Here is a 21,342-nt window from a genome sequence, read left to right as displayed (position 1 = left end):
TATGATAAAATTAACATTACCTGAAAGACCTATAGAGTTAACAGATGAGGAAGAATGTGCATTAGTTGATGAATATAAAAGGAATAAAACCCCTGTATGGAAAAAAAAGTATATTGTTGATAAGATATTGGAGATGTCTAATTATAAATGTGCGTTTTCTGAGCAAAAGCTTAATACAGAAAGTGCATATGCGGAGGTGGAACATTTCAAATGCAAAGAAAAGTATATAGAAGAAGTGGTTCATTGGGGTAATCTTTTACCAATATGTAAAAAGTGTAATACCTCCAAAGGGGATTGGGATGTTGAGCAAGATCATATTGTAAATCCATTGGTTGATGATCCTAAAGATTATTTGTATGTAAAAGCATTTCGATTTTATAAGAAGAATTCTATAGGAGAAAATACAATAGACGCAGTATCCTTGAATAGTAGAGAGCATTTTGTAAGCCCACGATCTAAAATTGGTTTTGAAATAGCTGATTCTTTGGATGATAATTGGGATAGATTGCAAAAAGCAGATACAAAAAGGCAAAAAGTAAATGTTATAAATCGAATTAAAGGTATTTTACGTAATTGCGGACCTGAAAATATATATTCGGCTGTTTTATCAACTTATGTTTTATATGAAATTGAAACATATAACGAAATTGAGGAATTTTTGAAAAAGAATGATTTATGGGATGAAGAGTTGGAGGATATCAAAAAAAATCTATTGTTTTGTTCTTTACCAGCTCCTTCTGTGAAATAGTTCTTTTAATTATTAGCTATATAAGCAGTTATAACATTATTATAATAGGATGACTTCGTTTATGACATAGTTTTAATCTTGTTGGCTTATTTGCTGATTGTTTTTGCAGAACAGGAACTGACGATTTTAGCCGATTCTTTAAAGAATATAGGTCTAAAACTTTCGGAAATATCAAAATCAATCAATCAAAGTCTTTAAGACGGAAGGGCTTCCACGGGTTGGAGGCCTTTTTCTAAGGTATTTAGTCAGGTTCAAATACGCTTTTGATTACACATTTGTATTTAGTCTGGCGGGCCCGGTAGTTAATTCTGCCGGGCTTTTCATTCGGGGACAGAATAGGGGAGATTTTGGTTTCAGTTTGGTGTTGAATCGTTCCGGTGATATAGTTGGTGAGTTTTGATTGAATGTTGATTTTTCGGAGATATTCATATAGAGAGAAATAGAGTTGAAGAAGTCGTATGTTCTGGTAGAACAACAAAAAAGGTTTGAAATTCAATTTCAAACCTTTTTTTATTTCTCTTTATTCATTTTCTTTTCCCCATCTGAAGCCGATGCGATCCAGTAGTTGGATGCGTTCGCTGCTGAGTTTACCTCTTCTTCTCAGATAGCCCATTCGCATCCACCAGGAGTAAAGGGATTCTTCTTTTTCACTCTCGGTCCCAGTCCTTGAGCGAGGGTACCGCTTTTCGTTTGTTATGAATTCGCTGAACTCATGGTATCTTTCGATCCATATCTTTTCGAGCCGTTCCGGCGAACGTCCGTTACTTGACTGGCTGTCGGACCAGTCAAAACCCAGGTCGGTCAGCTTTTTGATCTGCCTGGAGGTTAGCGTGACGCTTGTATCGCTGCCGTTTTTGTAAGCTCTCATTTTGCTGCACCATTTAGCCAGTCGTGATTCCTCCTGGTCTCTGGTGTGGGCAGGCCACCGGCCGGTGTTGTTGTTGTAATCCCTGACCAGATTGAACGATTCCTTCCAGCTTCTCCTTTTGTTGTACGTATACCAGTTGAATCCTATGTCATCCAGCAATTTGATGCGTTCTTTATTCTGTTTGGTCTTAGGTGTGTTTTTTCGGGTGATTTTTTGGGTTGCACACCAATTGGACAATTTGATCTCTAACGGGTCTGAAGCACTGCTGGAAGGCCAGCGCTGTTCTTTTTCCAAAAAGAATTTCAGGTTATTATAATTATTCTGCCACTGTTCCGTCTTTTTCCGGATCTTGTCTGCGTCGATTCTGTCGATTAATCTAATCTGTTTTCCTATAAGTTTTTCCGGAGAATGATTTTTAAGGAATCTGCATCTGCTAATCCATTGGCCCAAACTTCGTTCTTTTGCCTCTTTCGCCGTAGGCACAGGCCATTTGTTATGTTTATCGTAAAAGACAATAATAGCACGCAAGATGCCGTTTCTTTTTTTCTTTCTTTTATTCATATACTTACTACTCTGGATCTTCTTTGTCTGTTATGTATGCTCAAAGATATTCAAATATTTGATTTTTAGTCATATCATTTTGACAGAATGTTATTTTATCCCTGTTTTCTATGCTTTTTTACAGGAATATTCACTTCTGTTTTCAAAATACCAGAATCTCGTGAAGATAAATGAATACAAAGCGCTTGTATTTTATCCGTTATGATGTTGTTTTGATTCGCATTATATTTTGTCAACCAGCATCAAAAAGGCTTTCTTTTAGTTCTTATTTTTAGTCTGATTTCTACTTTTCATCCTTTTAGGGAGATTGTTAAAAAAATCATCCGTATGATTTCATAAATCCATCCGCACAGTATGCACAAAACTTCTGCCCGTTGTGCCCTTTGTGAATTGGTAAAATGCCTTCTCCAGCCGCTCCGTATTGCTTACAACAAACCAGGGCAAACGCATTAGGAATAAAAGGTAAAAGCCCCGTTTAATAATTGGTCCAGTACCTGGTCATTCATAGCCGCAGCCATCATTTTTCTTTTAATGGACATTTTTTCGGGATACATTTTTAAGAAAGGAAGCGCCAGTTTGTTTAATACAGACAAATTCATCATGGCTTTCCTATCCATTCTAATAGAATCTTCTCTAAAAGAGACATCAAGCTGCCAATGTAAATTATTCTCTATATTCCAATGCTTTCGTATGGACTCCATGGCTAACCTTGCGTTCAGTTCCAAGGAAGAAATAAAATATTGTTTCTCTGTTGTGACCTTATTTGTGGTAAGATTCTTTACCGTAGTGGTGATACATCCAAATGTCCTGATTCCAGGCCATTCTTTTCCGCATTTGGGGAGCCACGCTGTAAAATTACACATAAAGCAATGTCTCTCTTCTTCACGACTATGACCTGCTGAGCTTTCACTTGCCGTTTGATAACAGGAAAGTCGTTTTCCTATTTGTTTTTCACAACCTTCTTGTATGCCCTTAAGTAAAAACTTTTGATTATCCTTGACTTTAAAAATGTAATCGGCTTTCTTCTCTATCACCTTGCGGGCAATATCTTTTTGACATCCAAGAGCATCGACGGTTATGATGCCTCCTTTTACATCCAGGTCATCCAGAAGGTTGGGGATTTCTACTATTTCATTTGCTTTCTTTCCTACGGCAATTTGACCGATACTTATTCCCAATTCTGTAACGAAGGCGCTTATCATATGTAACTTTGAGGCTTCACCGGTCCACTTTCCCATAGAGGATGCACCTTTCTGAGTTTTGCCATCTACTGCTATCACTGGACGTTCCGGACGTTTTACATTTCCCATAAAAGTGCGAAATGAACTCTCCAGGCTTTGCGGGGGTATTAATAGAAAAAAGTAACGGAAACAATCGTGAGAAGGAACACCTGTGAACTCATCTGAAAGATATTTTTTTAGCACCTCTTTCTTATTTTGGCAAACAAGCTCGATTTCTTCCCAGCCTGTAGCACCACACAATATACCAACAAGAGCCATGAATATAATACTGGTTGATGAATAAAGAAGATGATTACCCGTACGGAAATCTTTGACACTACGTGAAAAGATATAAATTTGAGAGAATGCAGATTCATCCATAAGTGTTTTATTTTAAGGCACGAATTTCGAACTTTTTCTAATAATAACGAACTTTTTTTTCTTCTTTCTGAAGGCTTTTCTTTGATTTTTGAGACTTCTTGATTGTCTCTGTATTTTCTAATGCGTTTGCCCTGTACAACAAACCGATTGTAGTCACCAGCGGTTATCGTAGTCCGGAAGTAAATCGCCTGGCGGGTGGTGTCCGTTCCAGCCAGCATGTGAAAGGGGAGGCGGCAGATTGTTATGTCCCTGATATTTATTTCCTGTTGGATACTCTTAAAAAGAGCGGCCTGCCCTTCGACCAGGCTATTCTCTACCGAAAGAAGCATTTCCTGCATTTATCATACCGGGTGAATGGAAAGCAGAGACGTCAGGTATTATATAGATGAATAAAAATCCCCCAATCGCAAAAAAATATTTGTGAGTTTTGCAATTGGGGGATATTCACTATATCAGAAATGATTAATTCTGTTCTTTCAGGATCACATCGTGTGCACCACCTTCTACGATACTTGTTGAAGAGACCAGTGTGATCTTGGCATTTTTCTGTAAATCAGGAATTGTGATGGCTCCACAGCTACACATAGTAGCTTTGATTTTACCTAATGTCAGATTGAGGTTGTCTTTCATTTTTCCGGCATAAGGCACGTAGCTGTCTACTCCTTCTTCAAACTTCAGTGAAGCTGTGCCTCCCATATCGTAACGTTGCCAGTTCTGGGCGCGGTTTGAACCTTCACCCCAGTATTCTTTTACGAAATTATTGCCGATGCGCAGTTTCTTTGTAGGAGACTCGTCGAAACGGGCAAAATAACGTCCCATCATCAGGAAGTCGGCACCCATTGCCAGGGCAAGTACCATATGGTAGTCATGTACCAGGCCGCCGTCGCTACAGATAGGAACATAAATACCGGTCTGTTCTTTATATTCGTCACGCGCCTGGGCGACATCGATCAGGGCAGTAGCTTGTCCGCGTCCGATACCTTTCTGTTCACGGGTAATACAGATAGAACCGCCACCGATACCTACTTTGATGAAATCGGCTCCGGCTTTTACCAGATATAAGAAACCTTCTCTGTCTACCACGTTTCCGGCACCAACCTTAACTTTATCGCCATATTCTTTTTTGATCCATTGCAATGTTTCGCATTGCCATTCGGAGTAACCGTCGGAAGAGTCGATACATAATACATCTACACCGGCTTCAACCAATGCGGGAACACGCTCCATATAGTCGCGGGTATTGATACCGGCACCAACCAGCAACTTTTTATCTGCACCGGAAAGTTCGTTCGGGTTTTCGCGGTGGTTGTCATAATCCTTGCGGAATACGAAATAAGCCAGATTCTGGTCTTTGTCTATGATAGGAAGTGTATTCAGTTTATGATCCCAGATGATCTGGTTAGCTTCTTTCAACGAGATGCCGACTTCGCCGACGATCAGTTTGGAGAAAGGAGTCATAAACTCTTTTACTTTTGTGGAAAGATCGTCTTTTTCGGCACGATAGTCGCGGCTGGTAACTAATCCGAGCAGTTTACCGTTAGGAGTTCCGTCATCGGTAATACCGATTGTGGAATGTTCTGTCTGATTAACCAGGTCGATAACGTCGGCCAACGTGTTTTCGGGAGTCAGGTTAGAGTCGCTGGTGACAAAACCTGCTTTGAACTTTTTCACTCTTCTGACCATCTCTGCCTGGCTGGCGATCGGCTGTGAACCGAAAATGAATGAAAGACCACCGTTACGGGCCAGTTCGATAGCCAGCTCAGGACCGGATACCGATTGCATGATTGCCGAAACAAACGGGATATTTAATTCAATAGGAGACTTTTCGCCGACATTGTGTTTGACAAGTGATGTTTTCAGTGAAACGTTTGTGGGCACACATTGTTTGGTGGTCAAACCGGGAATAAGCAGGTATTCTCCGAAGGTTCTAGATACATCGTTTAAGTAAACTGCCATATGATTAATATTTACAGGATGAATTTTTGTGCAAAAGTACTGAATTCTGTTCAGATATGTTTTCATTTAGGTGCATTTTTCATACTAATTAAAGGACTATTGTCTGAGGAAGGGAGGTATCGGAACTTTTTCAGCGGATGGAATGTTATATATGTGAATTAAAGAGGAGGAATATTTTATGAAAATGGTAGTAGATAAGGCGAACTCTCGTGGATATGCAAATCATGGTTGGCTTAAAACATATCATACATTTAGTTTTGCAAATTATTACAATCCCAAAAGGGTACATTTCGGGATGTTGCGTGTGTTGAACGATGATACGGTTGCTCCGAGCGAAGGCTTTGACACGCATCCGCATAAGAATATGGAAGTGATATCCATACCGCTGAATGGCTATCTGCGTCATGGCGACAGTATACAGAACAGTGAAACCATTACCCCGGGTGATATCCAGGTGATGAGTGCCGGTACAGGTATTTTCCACAGCGAATTCAATGACAGTGCCGAACAGCAGCTTGAATTTTTGCAGATATGGGTTTTCCCTCGTGAGGAAAATACGAAACCGAAGTATAATAATTATGATGTACGTTCTTTACTGAAGAAGAATGAGTTGTCGTTGATCCTTTCGCCTGACGGTGAAACACCGGCTGCGATCAACCAGGATGCCTGGTTCTCGATAGGTGAACTGGATGCGGGACAGATCAAGGAGTATAAACTTCATAAGAAGAGTACAGGCGTTTATCTTTTCGTTATCGAAGGAGAAGTGGAAGTGAATAACACAGTGCTTTCCAAACGGGATGGTGCCGGTTTTTATGAAACAGACAGTATTACGATAGAAGTGCTGAAAGATTCCCGGATCTTATTGATGGAAGTTCCGATGAATTGATAGTATCTGATCTTTTGGGTGAATATAAATCTGAAAGAGTCTGAAGGAGGTATGTCAGGAATGGCACACCTCCTTCTATTTTTTTAGTAGTCCCTGTCAGACAGGAAATCGATCATCCGCAGGATGGCCCGGCTACAGGCCGGACAGAAGGGGGCATAATCACGCATCATACAATGGTCCATCGGGCGATAGATACCTTTGGGTATGTAACCGCCTCCTTCAAATACACCGGGTTTGTCTTTATGCGCATCGTCCAGCGGGGTGGGTACCGGAGTTTGGGCAGGCAAAAGGTCTTTCCATTTGCTGTCGAAATCGACCAATGTGGTGATATTGGGCTCCCAGGGTTCGTATTTCAGATTGTAGAAATCCTGATAGGCGACTTCGGAGGAAAAATACTCGTCGGCCAGTCCGGCAAAGCTGTGTCCGAATTCATGAACGAAAACATGCTGTGTCCGCTCATTATCGGCTGTTCCCATGGCGTAGAAGTTGTACATGCCTCCCCCTCCGTAGGTGTCGGTGTTGACCAACAGGAATATAGCATCGCAGGGAACATTCCAGACTGCGTCGCGGATGGATTTCATATCCGGTGTTGTCAGGTAACGGTCTACGCCGAACGTATAATATCCTGAATTTAAGGCGGTGTTCTTATAGATGCCTTTTCCGGAGATGTCTGTTCCCCGGTCTTCCGAAATCAGGTTGACAGCCCATACATTAAAATCTTCCCGTTGTGTTGTGTACGGAGGTGTCTGGAACAACGATTCCGTGAATTTTTTAGCATCGGCAACGAATTTTTCCTGATCGTCAGCCGTATATCCTTCTGCAATAAAAACTAGGTCGACCTTCTCACTGGAGTCTCCCTTGTATTGGATTTGTGTGACTTTGTTGTCCTTGAGTTTTCCGCGATCGATAAAAATGCTGGCCGGGTCGATATCCATTTTCAACAGGGGATGGAATTGCATGTCCGCCTTGTCGCGGGCTGTGATCTCAACTGTTACGGTTGCTTTCGGATAGGGAACCGAGATGCTGTTTGTCCATGCTTGTGTTTCGGTCTTGGCTTGTTCTGTGCTGCGCCACTCTTCAAAAAGCGTATTGAATCCGCGTGAATAGATTAGTTCGTTATTTGATTTGTCGTATATGTTGACGTAGTAACCTCCGTAATTGAATTTGTCAATCAGGTTTTTTACCGGGCCTCCCCATACGGGTTCTTCCCGCAACTGTTGGATAGCGGCTGCCTGAAATTGGGAATTGCCGCTTAAAGCAAAGTCGATCCGTAAACTTTTTTTGGTGAAGTGTTTGTCAAAGTCGCTTTGCGCCAGGCAAGCAAGGCTGCAAAGGCATGTTATCAGAAGCAAGGAAATTTTTGTTTTCATCTTTTGGTGCTTTATTCGGTGTGATTTATACGCGCAAATATACTATTTTTGTAGATTTGCCACTCTAAAATGTGAAAGATATGTTTACGGAAATAAGAAGAAAAGACAGAATACTCGAGAACGAACCGGCCGTCCGGTTGCTGGAAGGCGGAGAGTATGGATTTCTAGCTATGGCAGGTGTGAATGGGTTCGGTTACGGCATACCGATCAGTTATGTGCTGGATAACGACGGGCATATCTATTTTCATTGTGCGCAGGAAGGATATAAACTGGAATGTTTGAAACTGAATCCGAAAGTGAGCTTTTGCGTGGTGGGGGAAACGCGGGTTATTCCGCAGCAATTCTCTACAGCCTATGAGTCGGCGATAGCTTTCGGTACAATCCGGATGGATCTGCCGGAAGAAGAGAGGTTGTTGGCTTTGCGCCTGCTGACAAAGAAATATTCTCCCGATTTTGAAGAATTAGGAGAGAAATATATTGCAAAGTCTTTTCACCGGACCAACATCCTGCGGTTGGATATTGAACATATTTCCGGAAAATGTAAACGGATTAAATAAGAAACGTATATAAATAATTAATCCCGGGAAAAAATCCCGGGATTAACCCTCTCTTAGTTATGACGGGACTTTCTTGTGCCATTTCTCTTGGCAAATCCCTTATCGCCTTTTTCCTTTTGACTAATTATATCCCTATATTTTATAACATTACCATGATCATGTAACAAAGTTCGTTTATTCGTTTTACCTTGCCAAACTTATCTGATGGATAATATTTATGAGCTGATAGACTTTGTTTATAACAGGTGGTATTTTGTTTTTAATAAATTATTTTGGTTTAATATAGTCTTTGATTTATAAAGTTTGCTTTTCTTTGTAAAATGATTCAAATCTAAATTGTGATGGGAAACTCATTAGTCGAACAGCAGCTGATAACAAATTTCTTTGTTTACTATCCCAAGGGAGGAGCCTTATACGATAGTGATGGTTTGTTGATTGCTTTAAATAAGGCAATGTGTGAAAAGTTTGCTATAACAGATTTATCAGACTTCCTTTTGAGTAATTTGTTTGAAACGACTTTTCTTTCAGATATGCAAAAGACTTATTTGCGGAATGGGAGTGTGGTCAGCCATAACCTGCCGGTCGGGTTTTCTATTATTCCCGGATTCAGTGAGGATGGAAAGATTATAGGTTACACCTTATTGCTGACCGATCCGAGTCCTAAAGAATGGGATGTTACGATGTATGACCAGAAGATGCGGGAGTTGACCGATATTTCAGAGAAGGTCGCAGAAGCTGTTCCCGACACCATCCTGTTGGTAAATGACAAACTCATTGTAGAGCGGATCATCGCCTATGCTGCCGAAACCTGCATTACCCCCGAAGCTGTCAATCGACGGATTGACGATTTACCCGGTTTTATCTATCCGGATGAAACAAAGAGGAATATGGCGATAGTTGTACAGAAATGCCTGGATACATCGGAAGTTATTAATCTGGATATCTCGATACCCGGTCACAATGCTCCTATTGTCTATTTTAAGTTACGGATGGTACCGTTGCATCATAAATATGTGGTGATTTATATCCGTAACGTATCTGAAGAAGTGGAACGGGAAAAGGAGAACAAAACATTGAGCGGTAAATTGTCAGAGAGCCGGACCATGATGGAACTGGCTTTGAAGAATAGCCATATCACGACTTATTCTTTTAACTTCCATCGTTTTCAGACTTGCGACAAGGAGCATTGTAACCATTGTTTCCAGTTTTACGGAGCCAACAATTACCTGTTGGAAAGAAACAAATACATCTGCCGGGCCTTGTCTAATCTGCGTCACCCGGATGACAGGGAAGACTTTTTCTTGTTATTCAATGAGATAAGGAATAAAAAGCTGCCCGAGTTTGCCGTTAATTTCCGTTTGAAAAATGATGAGGGCGAATATCGGAGCTATGAGGTAATAGGGAGGGCCCTGGAGTATAATGATGACGGTCAGGTTAATCTTATTGTGGGATGCATGGTGGATAACCAGAAATATATAGAATATGAGCGTACCCTGATAGATGCAAAGGAGAAGGCAGAGAATGCCGATCAGCTGAAATCTGCCTTTCTGGCAAATATGACACATGAAATCCGCACTCCGCTGAATGCCATAGTCGGTTTTTCGGACCTGTTATCTATAGAGACGGACCCGGAACTGAGAGAAACGTACATAAGCCTTATAAAATCGAACAATGAGTTGTTGCTGCGGCTGATAAATGATGTGCTGGATATTTCAAAGATAGAATCAGGGATGGTGTCTTTCGCTTATACAGACGTGTATCTGCCATCTGCTATGCGAGATATGTACAATGTCATGCAACTCAGAATGCCGGAAAATGTGGAATTGGTCCTGGATCCGTGTCCTGATATTATGATCCGGACGGATAATAACAGAATGGTGCAGATTCTTAGTAATTTACTGACGAATGCTATAAAGCATACCTCTTGCGGCTCTATCCGTTTTGGGTATACCTTGGAAGGGGATCGTGTTCATTTTTATGTATCAGATACCGGTAAAGGTATTCCGGAGAAGGAGCTGGATCATATTTTCGGCCGTTTCGTACAACTGAAAGGGGCTTATAACGGTATAGGACTGGGACTGGCTATCAGTAAAGGACTGGTGAATAAGATGGGGGGCGAAATTTCCGTTTCATCCAAAGTCGGGGAAGGATCTACTTTCCGTTTCACACTGCCTTTGGCTAACATTCTTTCATAAACTCCGTCGGTGTTTTTCCGTACTGTTTCTGGAAGCAGGTGGAGAAATAGGCCGGAGAGGAGAAACCTGTCCGGAATGCAATTTCGTTGATTCGGTTTTCCCCGTTTTTCATTAGCAGGACCGCTTGTTTCAGCCGTGCGATCTTAATGAATTCGACTGGAGATAAACCTGACAGACCTTTTACTTTCCTGTACAGGCTGGAGGTACTCATGCCCATTTCTGTTGCCAGCATTTCAACGTTCAGCGCATCGTTAGTGATATGTTCTTCCAGGTATGCGTTGAGTTTCCGGAGGAAAAGATCATCGACTGTAGAAACGGCCAGGCTGGTTGCCGGCGTGGAAGGTGTTTCCTTGTATGTTCTGGTCAGTACTTCCCGGCTTTTCAGCAGGTTTGCGACCTGGGCAACAAGCAACTCTATCGAAAACGGCTTTTCCATATAAGCATCGGCTCCGTTGTTCAGTCCTTTTAACCTGGATTGCAGATTATGCTGGGCTGTCAGCAGGATAAAAGGAATATGGCTGTAATTGACATCATTCTTTACTACGTTGCATAGTTCGAAACCATCCATAACAGGCATCATGACATCGCTGAGGATCAGGCTTATCGACTGGTCTTTCAGGATACAGATTGCTTCTTTTCCGTTGGCGGCTTCCCGGATGCGGTATGTTTCTGCCAGTTCTCTGGCGATAAATCGCCGCATATCTTCCTGGTCTTCTACGATCAGGATAATAGGCTTATCATCATTCTGATCGTCGTTGTTTTCCGTAATGGCGTCTTCCGTATTTTTTCCGGTTGTCAGCAGGTAGCAGTCTTCCTGTTCTTTGGGCAGAGTCAGGATAAACCGGTTCATTCTTTCCGGAGTCTGTGTGTAGTTCAGGGAACCTTTATGAAATTCGGCTAACGAACGTGCCAAAGAGAGGCCGATGCCGCTTCCCTGCTGGTGTTCTGTCTCTTTCAGGCGGTAGAAAGGGGTGAAGATGTTTTCTATTTCGCTGTCAGGGATCAGCATACCGTCGTTGGTAACGGATATGATAAATTCATTCCCGTCTTCCTGTCTCTGTAATTGCAGGGAGATATATTTGTCCGAGTATTTTATAGCATTGGTCAGCAAGTTGTTCATGATCTTGGAAAAAGCCTCCCGGTCGATGAAAGCATAGAATGATTCGTCGGGAATATCACAGGTGAATCTTTTATTCTCCTGTTCTATGACTGGCAGGAACGGTTGCAGAATAGTATGGAGCCAGAGCGTTACGTCTGTGTGTACATAATTCAGTCTGAATCCCCGGCTTTCCGTTTTCCGGAAATCGAGCAACTGGTTACTCAGGTTCAATAACTGCTGTGTGTTTTTCTCTATGATTTGCAGGTTCTCCCTGGTAGATGGATTGCCGTCTTTCGATTTGATGATCTTTTCCAAAGGGGCCTTGATAAGGGTAAGCGGGGTACGTATCTCATGGGTGATAAAGGTGAAGAACTGTATTTTTGCATCATATAGTTCTTTTTCTTTTTTGCTTTCAAACAAGTCCTGGTTTATACGGTGTTTTTCCTCTAGTTTGGCCTTTTTATAATTGTAGAAGAGGACTATACAAATACAAATAATCACGATATAGACAAAAAATGCCCATCCGGTAGCCCAGAAGGGAGGTGTGATAATGATCTGTAACGATTGTTCGTTGTCCTGCCATAAGCCACTGCTGTTGGTTGATTTCACTTTGAATGTGTATTCACCCGGGGAAAGATTGGCAAAAGTTACATTTTTATTCTGGTCCATATAGTTCCAGTCTTTATCCACCCCTTCCAGCTTGTACGCATACCGGATGGCATCCGGAGAGGTATAGCTGAGAGCTACATACGACAAGGTAAATGTGGAGGCATTATAGGGCAACTTTAAAACTTTCGTGTCTTCGATGGAGGAAGTAGGAAGGTTATATTTGTTTTCTTCATTGTCCGGGAGATTGATCCCGGTGATATACATGGGAGGCATAAATGTGTCTTCTTTGAATTGGGACGGGTTGAATGACAGCATTCCGTTGATGGTTCCCATATAGATTGTCCCGTCGGGTGCCTGATAGGAAGAGCTGTAGTTGAATTGTGTTTCATGCAGCCCATCGGTATACGTATAAGTCCGCATCGCATAGGTCTCCGGATTGAATCTGACCAGGCCGTTTGCCGTAGATAACCAGAAATTATGTGAATCGTCTTCAACGATCCTGTAAACGATATTGCTGGGCAGTCCGTTGTCAGTGGTGATCCGGTTAAAAGACTGTGTCTCTTCGTTGAAAAGGGAGAGGCCGCTTACTGTGGTAACCCAAATCCGGCCTTTTGAATCTTCGAATACGGAGGTCGTATTGTTATTGCCGATGCTTTCGGATTTATTACTGTCGGACCGGTATTGCTCTACTTTGTTTTCTTTGCGGAGGTAATGGTAAATACCGTTGGAGGTTGCCACCCATATATCGCCCCGGCTGTCCTGGTATATTTGCCTGATAAGAGCGTAAATATTATTCCAGGGGCTGAAACTTTCCGTTTGTTTATTGTAAATCATTAAGCCGTTGGATGTACCCACCAGAAACTCATTTTCGCGTGTCTTATAGAAACAAAGGATAAAATTACTGTTGAGGTTTGTTTGGCTGTTTTCCCGTGAATAATGTTTGATGATCTTGCCGGAGGGGATGTCCAGCACATCGATCCCTTTGTTGAATGTCCCGACCCATAGCTGGTTATCGACAGCCAGTAACCCGTGAATATTGGTAGCCGATAGCGGATGGCTGGGATTATTGTATGAATAATTAGTGATCTCTCTGGCCCGGGGATTGTAGCTGTTGACCCCGTTATCCTCTGTTCCCAGCCATAGGTTGCCGTAGCGGTCGGGCGTGATTTCGCGGATTGCGTTTCCGAGTAGCTGGGGATGTGTTTTGCCTCCGATAAAATAACTGAATCGGGTATACTCCTTTGGCAGGTAACTGATCCCTCCGAAAAAAGAGCCGGCCCATACACCTCCCTCACGGTCTTTGGTGAGCGAATAAACGGCGTTGTCGGCAATGGCGTATTCGTTTGTCAGAGATTTTCGTAGGTTTGTAATTGTTTGGTCCTGTGTGTTGTAAATGTAGATGCCAGATTCCGATGCAATCCAGTAGATGGTAGTATTGTATGGGATGATGGCACGGACCTGTATTTCCGGGATTATTGTCACGACACGCTGGGCCTGATATTTGTAAAGCAGAAGTCCGGCCTGGTTGGTGCCGCCCAGAATACCCAGGCCGGGAATCTGGCATACCGCTTGCAGGGCGATCTGGTTACTGATCTGCGTTTCATTCAGGAATGGGATCTTCTGAAAGTTATCTGTCTCGACCTTGTAGGTATATAGAGATTGCCTGTCAGAAAAAAGAGGTTTCCCGTCATTTGTCAGGGTAATAATAGCCGGATGGAAAAATTCTTCTGCCGGATAAGTTCGTGAACTGCTGTCTGCCGGATTATAGCGGACAATCCGGTTATAGTCGATAAACCAGAGATTCCGGTCTTTGTCTTCCGTACCGGCAAAAAATGATTCGGACTCATTTTGTCCGGACGATAACCGGAACGGATGGAATGTATCCGTCCTGTAATCGTAGTAACAAGTTCCTCTGGCTGTAAAAATCCATATCTTTTCGTCGGAACTTTCAAAAAGGTTGACGATACAATCGTTGGGCAGGCTGTTCGGGTTGTATGAATTGTGCCTGTATATTTTAAATGTATGTCCGTCGAAACGGTTCAATCCGTCTTCGGTACCAAACCACATGAATCCCCGCTGGTCCTGTAGGGAGCAATAAACCGTGTTATGCGATAATCCCTGCTTATTGTTGTAATGCCTGAAATGCGGATCGTTGGCATATCCGGGCAGGCAGAGCAACAATATAAATAAACAGGCGGCCAGCAGCGGTATTTTCTTCATATCGATTGATAATAGTGTTTCTCGAAGGCAAAGCTAATAAATAAATAAGAAAAATAAGCCAATTATGGTTGTTCTGAATGATATTTGAAAGCATATGCCCGAAAATTGAAAGTCCTTTTGCCTGGAAAGCAGTTCTTTTGCACTAAAAATAACGAATGGTAACTTTAATATCCGAGAACATGAAGAAAGCAGTATTGGTATGTTGTGCTTTGGCACTTACTGTATGTGCGCAGGCTCAGTGGAAGCCGGCAGGTGATAAGATCAAAACAAAATGGGCGGAACAGATCAACCCCCAAAACGTATTACCCGAATATCCCCGTCCGCAACTGGAACGTACGGACTGGGTAAATCTGAACGGTGAATGGGAATATGCCATTAAACCGAAAGGGGAGGTGGAACCAAACTCCTTTGACGGGAATATCCTGGTTCCCTTTGCGGTGGAATCTTCCTTGTCCGGTGTTCAGAAAGAAGTAGGAGAAAATAATGAATTGTGGTATAAGCGTTCATTCGCTGTTCCTGCGAACTGGAAGAATAAAGATGTGGTACTTAATTTCGGTGCTGTAGATTGGAAAGCAGATGTGTTTGTCAATGACATTCTGATAGGCTCTCATCAGGGTGGTTTTACTCCTTTTTCATTTAATATCACTCCTTATCTGACCGGAAAAAGTAATCAGAAACTGGTTGTACGTGTGTGGGATCCGAGCGATAGAGGCTATCAGCCACGTGGAAAACAGACCTCTAATCCGGAAGGCATCTGGTATACCCCTGTTACCGGAATCTGGCAGACTGTGTGGTTGGAGCCGGTAGCCACCAATCATATTACTTCGGTAAAGTCGATCCCCAATATTGATAACGGGACGATGAATGTAACGGTAGGTACTTCGCAACCCTGCAATACGGCTGTTGTCGAAGTCAAGTTGCTGGATAAAGGGCAGGTTGTTGCTTCGGCAAAAGGCGTCCAGGGAAAAGAACTTCGCCTGGCTGTGCAAAACCCGACTCTTTGGGATACTTCCAATCCGTATCTGTATGATATGAAAGTATCGTTGACGAAAGATGGAAAAGTAGTGGATGACGTGAAATCATATACGGCTTTCCGTAAAATATCATCCAAAAGGGATGCGAACGGGATTATGCGTATGCAGTTGAATAATAAAAACCTCTTCCAGTATGGTCCGCTGGATCAGGGCTGGTGGCCGGACGGATTATATACGGCTCCGACGGATGAGGCTTTGCTGTATGATATCGTTAAAACAAAAGATTGGGGTTTCAATATGATCCGTAAGCATGTGAAAGTGGAACCGGCCCGTTGGTATTATCATTGCGATAAGGAGGGTATCCTGGTTTGGCAGGATATGCCGAGCGGTGATATGGGTAATCAGTGGGCACCTCATACTTATAATGGTGGAACGGATAAAGAACGTTCTTCCGCATCGATTGCAAACTACTATCAGGAATGGAAAGAAATTATGGACTTATGTGTATCCCATCCGTCCGTTGTCGTATGGGTTCCTTTCAATGAGGCATGGGGACAGTTTGATACGGAAAAAGTAGCTGAATGGACGAAGAATTATGATCCTTCCCGCCTGGTAAATCCGGCCAGCGGAGGAAACCACCGGGCTTGCGGCGACATTCTCGACCTGCATAATTATCCGGGACCGAGCATGTTCCTGTTTGACCCGCAACGGGTAACTGTGCTGGGTGAGTACGGCGGAATCGGTCTGCCCTTGGAAAACCATTTGTGGTGGAATAAACGCAACTGGGGATATGTCCAGTTCAAGAACAGCGACGAAGTAACTGCCGAATATGTAAAATATGCCAACGAACTGAAAGAGATGGTTGACCGTGGTTTCTCCGCTGCCGTTTACACTCAAACGACAGATGTGGAAGGCGAAGTGAATGGCCTGATGACATACGACCGTAAAGAAATCAAGATAAACGAAGCCGCCGTGAAGAAAGCCAACCAGGCGGTGATTAACCAATTGTCAAAGTAGATTTATTCTATACCAAGTAAGAAAATTTACATTGTTGAAATAGTTGTCCCTATACCTTTTTTGCAGGTATAGGGACTTCTTGTGTAAATCAATTAAAATAAGTACATTTGCCGGATAAATGAATATGATAATGAAATATAATACAGAAGAAAAGAAATTGGTTATGCCCGAATACGGACGCAATATCCAGAACATGGTTGATTATTGCGTTGCAATAGAGGACAGAGAAGAACGTAAACGTTGTGCCAATACGATAATCAACATCATGGGAAATATGTTTCCCCACCTGCGTGATGTAAACGATTTCAAACACATTTTGTGGGATCACCTGGCTATCATGGCAGATTTCAAGCTGGATATCGACTATCCTTACGAAATCGTGAAGAAGGAAAATTTATATGCCCGTCCTCCCCGTATCCCTTACAATAACAACCGTATCCGCTACCGCCATTACGGAAAGACATTGGAACTGATGATCCGTAAAGCAACGGAACTGGAAGCGGGAGTGGAGAAAGACCAGCTTATCAAACTGCTGGCTACCCAGATGAAGAAATCTTTCCTTACCTGGAATAAAGAGTCGGTCGACGACCGTAAGATATTCAAAGACCTTGACGAACTGTCAAGCGGAAAGATCGTTTTGGATGAAGAAGTTCATAAATTAGCAGAAAGCCGCGATATTCTGGCCCGGAATAATACTAACAAAAAGAATTATCCCCGTAAAAGCCGATGAGTTCGTTTGTTATAGAAGGTGGTTATAAATTATCCGGCGAGATCACTCCGCAAGGAGCCAAGAACGAGGCGCTGGAAGTGATCTGTGCCGTATTATTGACTTCGGAGAAAGTAACGATCCACAATGTCCCCGATATCCTGGACGTGAACAATCTTATCCAGCTATTTCGTGACATGCAGGTGAAAGTGGAACATCCTGCTGCCGACACCTATACCTTTCAGGCAGATGCCATCGACCTGGATTATCTGAATACAGAAGACTTCCTGCGTAAAAGCGGGTCGTTGCGCGGTTCGGTGATGATCGTCGGTCCGCTGGTAGCCCGTTTCGGAAAGGCTTTGATCCCGAAACCGGGAGGTGACAAGATCGGACGCCGCCGCCTGGATACGCACTTTGTCGGTATCCAGAAGTTGGGTGCTTGTTTCAGCTATGATGCCGAACGCCAACTGTATGAAATCGAAGCCAAACGTTTGAAAGGTGCTTATATGCTCCTGGATGAGGCTTCAGTGACCGGTACCGCCAATATCCTGATGGCAGCCGTGCTGGCCGAGGGGACAACTATCATTTATAACGCAGCCTGCGAACCCTATTTGCAGCAATTATCGTCCATGCTCAACCAGATGGGTGCCCGCATATCGGGGGTAGGTTCTAATCTGCTCACCATCGAAGGTGTCGAGTCCCTGGGAGGAACTACCCATACCATTTTGCCGGATATGATCGAAGTCGGCAGCTTTATCGGTATGGCAGCCATGACCGCATCGGACATCACCATAAAAAATACCGGATATGACAAGCTGGGAATTATTCCCGAGTCGTTCCGCCGCTTAGGTATCACTGTCGAACAGATAGGTGATGATATCCATATTCCTACACATGATTCTTACGAAATAGATACCTTTATCGACGGTTCTATCATGACGATAGCCGATGCTCCCTGGCCAGGACTTACGCCTGACTTGCTGAGTGTCTTCCTGGTGGTTGCCACCCAGGCTGTCGGTAGCGTGCTGATCCATCAGAAGATGTTCGAAAGCCGCCTGTTCTTTGTGGATAAGCTGATCGACATGGGGGCGCAGATTATCCTTTGTGACCCGCACCGGGCTACGGTGATCGGTTTGGGTAACCGTTTCAAACTACGCGGTTCCAATATGGTATCTCCGGATATCCGTGCCGGTATCGCCCTGCTGATTGCGGCAATGAGTGCCGAAGGAACCAGCCATATCCATAATATCGACCAGATCGACCGTGGATATCAGAATATCGATAAACGTTTGAATAACATAGGAGCCCGTATTACCCGGCTCTGACATTCCCTGTTATGATAAGAAAAGAAGAAGTTTTTAAGATAGGGCAGTTTGCCAAACCTCACGGGATAAAGGGAGAAATCTCGCTGGTGACCAATTGCGACCTGTTTGATGATGTCGAAGACCCTTGTATCATCTGTGAAATGGATGGCATCCTGGTACCTTTTTTTATAGAGGAATACCGTTACAAGACCGATACTGTCATGCTGGTGAAGCTGGAGAATGTAGACGACGAGAAAGCTGCCCGCGAGTTTACGAACCGTGAAGTCTTTTTCCTGCTGGAAGATGCAGATGAGGAAGATTTAGTGGGCGACATGTCATGGGACAGCTTTATCGGATACACTGTGATCGACGAGCGTCACGGGGAACTGGGCAAGATCACCGACGTGGATGAAACGACGATCAATGTTCTTTTGCAGATCGACCATCACGGCAATGAACTGCTGCTTCCGGCTGTCGAAGAGTTGATAACGGCTGCGGATCATGAAAACAAAACACTGCGGGTATCCGTTCCCGAAGGTCTGCTTGATTTATAATAACGTTAATTAGAGTAAACAATGCCCGTGTAGATACGGTTTTTGTTACTTTTGCGTTTTAACATAAAAACATGGCACGAAAACAACGAAAGAACAATAAGAAATCATTCTGGCACCGGATAAGGTTTAAGTACAAGCTGTCTTTTTTCAATGAAACGACGCTCGAAGAAGTATGGTCTTTCCGTTTGTCGCAATTGACGGCATTTCTTACCCTTGCTTTGTTTGCTTTCATGCTGATCGCTTTCACTGCGCTGATTATCATTAAAACACCGATACGAAATTATTTGCCGGGTTATCTGGACGTGGAAATACGTAAGGAGATCGTGCAGAATGCATTGCGTGCCGATTCGCTGGAGCGGATGATCTCTATCCAGTCGCTTTACCTGGAAAATGTAGCCGGTATCTTGTCCGGTACGATCGAACTCGATTCTATCCGTCAGATAGATTCCCTGGCCCATGTGGATGCCAATTATGAGATTCCCCGCAGCAAATCGGAAGAGAAATTTGTAAAGAGTTTTGAGGAAGAAGAAAAGTATAACCTGACGGTGCTGAATCCGAATCCGGTTCCTACCGACGGTATCTTTTTTTATAAGCCGGTAAACGGTGTGGTCTCTTCGCATTACGAGGCGGATGCCCGTCATTTCGGGGTAGACCTGGTGGCAGCTCCGAAAGAAAGCGTACTGGCAACTCTGGACGGAACGGTGGTATTCACCGGCTTTGATCCCAATTTCGGAAATGTGATCCAGTTGCAACACAAAAACGGATTCCTGTCCGTTTATAAACATAATGAATTATTGCTGAAAGAGATTGGCGACCACGTCGTTGCCGGCGAAGCGATCGCTTTGGTGGGAAACACGGGGAAACTGTCTACCGGTCCGCATCTCCATTTCGAGTTGTGGTATAAAGGTATTCCGGTCAATCCTGAAGAATATATAGCTTTTTAAATCGATGAAAAGAAGTTTAGCCATATTAGGTTCTACCGGTTCAATCGGGACACAGGCTTTGGAGGTGATCAGCGAACATGCCGATCTGTTTGAAGTATATGCTCTGACCGCTAACAACCAGGTAGATTTACTGATTAACCAGGCACGAAAATATATGCCCGAAGTGGTCGTTATTGCCAACGAACAGAAATATCCCGAACTGAAAGAGGCTTTGGAAGATCTGCCGATCAAGGTGTGGGCCGGTTCGGACGCTATCGCCCAGGTGGTACAGTCGGAACCGATCGACATGGTACTGACTGCCATGGTCGGATATTCCGGCCTGAAACCGACGATAGCCGCCATCAAGGCAGGCAAAGCCATAGCGTTGGCAAATAAGGAAACATTGGTGGTGGCCGGCGAACTGATCACCTCGCTTGCCACGGAACATAAAGTGCCGGTATTGCCGGTCGACTCTGAACATTCCGCCATTTTCCAGTGTTTAGCAGGAGAATGGGAGAATCAGGTGGAAAAGATCCTGCTTACCGCATCCGGTGGTCCGTTCCGCACGAAGACGATAGAGGAACTGGCAGTGGTCACAAAGGCACAAGCGTTGAAGCATCCGAACTGGAGCATGGGAGCAAAGATCACGATCGATTCGGCTTCTATGATGAATAAAGGCTTTGAGATGATCGAAGCGAAATGGTTGTTCGGTGTAACACCTGAACAGATACAGATCGTAGTGCATCCGCAGTCAGTCATTCATTCGATGGTGCAGTTTGAAGACGGTGCCGTAATGGCTCAGTTGGGTATTCCGGATATGAAGTTGCCGATCAGTTATGCGTTTTCTTATCCGAAGCGCTTGACGAGTAAGGCTCCCCGGTTGGATTTTAACCTCTATTCCACGTTGACGTTCGAGGAGCCCGATATGACACGTTTCCGTAACCTGGCTTTTGCGTTCGATGCCATTCGTACGGGAGGAAATATGCCGTGTATCCTGAATGCTGCCAACGAAGTGGTGGTGGCTGCTTTCCTGCGCGACGAAATAGGTTTCCTTCAAATGAGTGATGTGATTGAAAAGACGATGGCGACCTCTTCTTTTATCGCAACGCCTACCTATGAAGATTATGTTGCGACAGATGCCGAAGCACGTAGGGTAGCGGCTTCGGTCATGAACACGATAGCCGGAAAATAAAC

Annotated in this window: 16 protein-coding genes; 11 read left to right on the top strand and 5 right to left on the bottom strand. The window is 43.6% G+C overall.

All coding sequences use genetic code 11. The features are described 5' to 3' along the window. Position 1: 1 nt before the first annotated feature. A complete protein-coding gene (locus DWW91_RS06815) occupies positions 2-748 on the top strand; it encodes an HNH endonuclease (protein ID WP_122327299.1) in 747 nt (248 codons plus the stop codon). Between the two features lie 520 nt (positions 749-1,268). Here the strand turns inward: DWW91_RS06815 and DWW91_RS06810 are convergent. Both DWW91_RS06810 and DWW91_RS06805 read right to left on the bottom strand, forming a co-directional pair. Further along, a complete protein-coding gene (locus tag DWW91_RS06810) occupies positions 1,269-2,177 on the bottom strand; it encodes a helicase associated domain-containing protein (protein ID WP_122327298.1) in 909 nt (302 codons plus the stop codon). 449 nt (positions 2,178-2,626) lie between these two features. Then, entirely contained in the window at positions 2,627-3,778 is a 1,152-nt protein-coding gene (locus tag DWW91_RS06805; protein WP_122327297.1) for an ISAs1 family transposase, read from the bottom strand. 98 nt (positions 3,779-3,876) lie between these two features. On the opposite strand from DWW91_RS06805, the gene DWW91_RS06800 reads away from it, so the two are divergent. Then, positions 3,877-4,167 (top strand): D-Ala-D-Ala carboxypeptidase family metallohydrolase, encoded by a 291-nt coding sequence (locus tag DWW91_RS06800; protein ID WP_122327296.1) that lies wholly within the window; start codon positions 3,877-3,879, stop codon positions 4,165-4,167. A gap of 73 nt (positions 4,168-4,240) precedes the next feature. On the opposite strand, the gene DWW91_RS06795 is transcribed toward DWW91_RS06800, so the two are convergent. Then, positions 4,241-5,734: an IMP dehydrogenase gene (locus DWW91_RS06795; RefSeq protein WP_007658983.1), complete on the bottom strand. Its 1,494-nt coding sequence runs from the start codon at positions 5,732-5,734 to the stop codon at positions 4,241-4,243. Positions 5,735-5,912: 178 nt separating this feature from the next. On the opposite strand from DWW91_RS06795, the gene DWW91_RS06790 reads away from it, so the two are divergent. After that, a complete protein-coding gene (locus tag DWW91_RS06790; RefSeq protein WP_010802423.1) occupies positions 5,913-6,620 on the top strand; it encodes a pirin family protein in 708 nt (235 codons plus the stop codon). A gap of 83 nt (positions 6,621-6,703) precedes the next feature. On the opposite strand, the gene DWW91_RS06785 is transcribed toward DWW91_RS06790, so the two are convergent. Beyond that, positions 6,704-7,990: a M64 family metallopeptidase gene (locus DWW91_RS06785; protein WP_122327295.1), complete on the bottom strand. Its 1,287-nt coding sequence runs from the start codon at positions 7,988-7,990 to the stop codon at positions 6,704-6,706. Positions 7,991-8,070: 80 nt separating this feature from the next. Here DWW91_RS06785 and DWW91_RS06780 point away from each other — a divergent pair, with 80 nt between their 5' ends. Next, the gene (locus tag DWW91_RS06780) at positions 8,071-8,547 is read left to right on the top strand and encodes a pyridoxamine 5'-phosphate oxidase family protein (protein WP_122327294.1); all 477 of its coding nucleotides are present in this window, start codon (positions 8,071-8,073) and stop codon (positions 8,545-8,547) included. 341 nt (positions 8,548-8,888) lie between these two features. Next, a complete protein-coding gene (locus DWW91_RS06775) occupies positions 8,889-10,742 on the top strand; it encodes a PAS domain-containing sensor histidine kinase (protein WP_122327293.1) in 1,854 nt (617 codons plus the stop codon). Here DWW91_RS06775 and DWW91_RS06770 read toward each other — a convergent pair. Continuing rightward, the gene (locus tag DWW91_RS06770; protein ID WP_122327292.1) at positions 10,726-14,670 is read right to left on the bottom strand and encodes a hybrid sensor histidine kinase/response regulator transcription factor; all 3,945 of its coding nucleotides are present in this window, start codon (positions 14,668-14,670) and stop codon (positions 10,726-10,728) included. The genes DWW91_RS06775 and DWW91_RS06770 overlap by 17 nt on opposite strands. Positions 14,671-14,849: 179 nt before the next feature. On the opposite strand from DWW91_RS06770, the gene DWW91_RS06765 reads away from it, so the two are divergent. The 6 genes from DWW91_RS06765 to DWW91_RS06740 all read left to right on the top strand — a co-directional run bounded on the left by DWW91_RS06765 (position 14,850) and on the right by DWW91_RS06740 (position 21,340). Then, positions 14,850-16,661 (top strand): glycoside hydrolase family 2 protein, encoded by a 1,812-nt coding sequence (locus DWW91_RS06765; RefSeq protein WP_007658976.1) that lies wholly within the window; start codon positions 14,850-14,852, stop codon positions 16,659-16,661. A gap of 130 nt (positions 16,662-16,791) precedes the next feature. After that, positions 16,792-17,391: a DUF4290 domain-containing protein gene (locus DWW91_RS06760; protein ID WP_007658975.1), complete on the top strand. Its 600-nt coding sequence runs from the start codon at positions 16,792-16,794 to the stop codon at positions 17,389-17,391. Then, entirely contained in the window at positions 17,388-18,692 is a 1,305-nt protein-coding gene (gene murA / locus DWW91_RS06755) for a UDP-N-acetylglucosamine 1-carboxyvinyltransferase (protein ID WP_010802426.1), read from the top strand. The genes DWW91_RS06760 and murA overlap by 4 nt, the downstream gene beginning before the upstream one ends. A gap of 11 nt (positions 18,693-18,703) precedes the next feature. Then, on the top strand, positions 18,704-19,225 hold the full coding sequence (gene rimM, locus DWW91_RS06750) for a ribosome maturation factor RimM (RefSeq protein ID WP_010802427.1): 522 nt from the start codon (positions 18,704-18,706) through the stop codon (positions 19,223-19,225). Between the two features lie 71 nt (positions 19,226-19,296). Further along, positions 19,297-20,169, top strand: a complete 873-nt coding sequence (locus tag DWW91_RS06745) for a M23 family metallopeptidase (RefSeq protein ID WP_007658971.1) — start codon at positions 19,297-19,299, stop codon at positions 20,167-20,169. Positions 20,170-20,173: 4 nt separating this feature from the next. Beyond that, positions 20,174-21,340 carry a 1-deoxy-D-xylulose-5-phosphate reductoisomerase gene (locus DWW91_RS06740; RefSeq protein WP_122327291.1) on the top strand — a complete coding sequence of 389 codons (1,167 nt, stop codon included), beginning with the start codon at positions 20,174-20,176 and terminating at the stop codon, positions 21,338-21,340. Positions 21,341-21,342 lie beyond the last annotated feature (2 nt).

Source organism: Parabacteroides sp. AF17-3, assembly GCF_003635445.1.
GTDB lineage: Bacteria > Bacteroidota > Bacteroidia > Bacteroidales > Tannerellaceae > Parabacteroides > Parabacteroides goldsteinii.
This window is presented reverse-complemented; position numbering and strand designations above follow the sequence as displayed.

Bases quoted from the DNA above. Each gene is read 5' to 3' on its own strand.
- DWW91_RS06780 (WP_122327294.1), top strand. From the start codon at position 8,071: ATGTTTACGGAAATAAGAAGAAAAGACAGAATACTCGAGAACGAACCG.
- DWW91_RS06785 (WP_122327295.1), bottom strand. From the start codon at position 7,990: ATGAAAACAAAAATTTCCTTGCTTCTGATAACATGCCTTTGCAGCCTT.
- DWW91_RS06765 (WP_007658976.1), top strand. From the start codon at position 14,850: ATGAAGAAAGCAGTATTGGTATGTTGTGCTTTGGCACTTACTGTATGT.
- DWW91_RS06745 (WP_007658971.1), top strand. From the start codon at position 19,297: ATGGCACGAAAACAACGAAAGAACAATAAGAAATCATTCTGGCACCGG.
- DWW91_RS06740 (WP_122327291.1), top strand. From the start codon at position 20,174: ATGAAAAGAAGTTTAGCCATATTAGGTTCTACCGGTTCAATCGGGACA.
- DWW91_RS06790 (WP_010802423.1), top strand. From the start codon at position 5,913: ATGAAAATGGTAGTAGATAAGGCGAACTCTCGTGGATATGCAAATCAT.
- rimM (WP_010802427.1), top strand. From the start codon at position 18,704: ATGATAAGAAAAGAAGAAGTTTTTAAGATAGGGCAGTTTGCCAAACCT.
- DWW91_RS06760 (WP_007658975.1), top strand. From the start codon at position 16,792: ATGAAATATAATACAGAAGAAAAGAAATTGGTTATGCCCGAATACGGA.
- murA (WP_010802426.1), top strand. From the start codon at position 17,388: ATGAGTTCGTTTGTTATAGAAGGTGGTTATAAATTATCCGGCGAGATC.
- DWW91_RS06770 (WP_122327292.1), bottom strand. From the start codon at position 14,670: ATGAAGAAAATACCGCTGCTGGCCGCCTGTTTATTTATATTGTTGCTC.
- DWW91_RS06795 (WP_007658983.1), bottom strand. From the start codon at position 5,734: ATGGCAGTTTACTTAAACGATGTATCTAGAACCTTCGGAGAATACCTG.
- DWW91_RS06805 (WP_122327297.1), bottom strand. From the start codon at position 3,778: ATGGATGAATCTGCATTCTCTCAAATTTATATCTTTTCACGTAGTGTC.
- DWW91_RS06775 (WP_122327293.1), top strand. From the start codon at position 8,889: ATGGGAAACTCATTAGTCGAACAGCAGCTGATAACAAATTTCTTTGTT.
- DWW91_RS06810 (WP_122327298.1), bottom strand. From the start codon at position 2,177: ATGAATAAAAGAAAGAAAAAAAGAAACGGCATCTTGCGTGCTATTATT.
- DWW91_RS06815 (WP_122327299.1), top strand. From the start codon at position 2: ATGATAAAATTAACATTACCTGAAAGACCTATAGAGTTAACAGATGAG.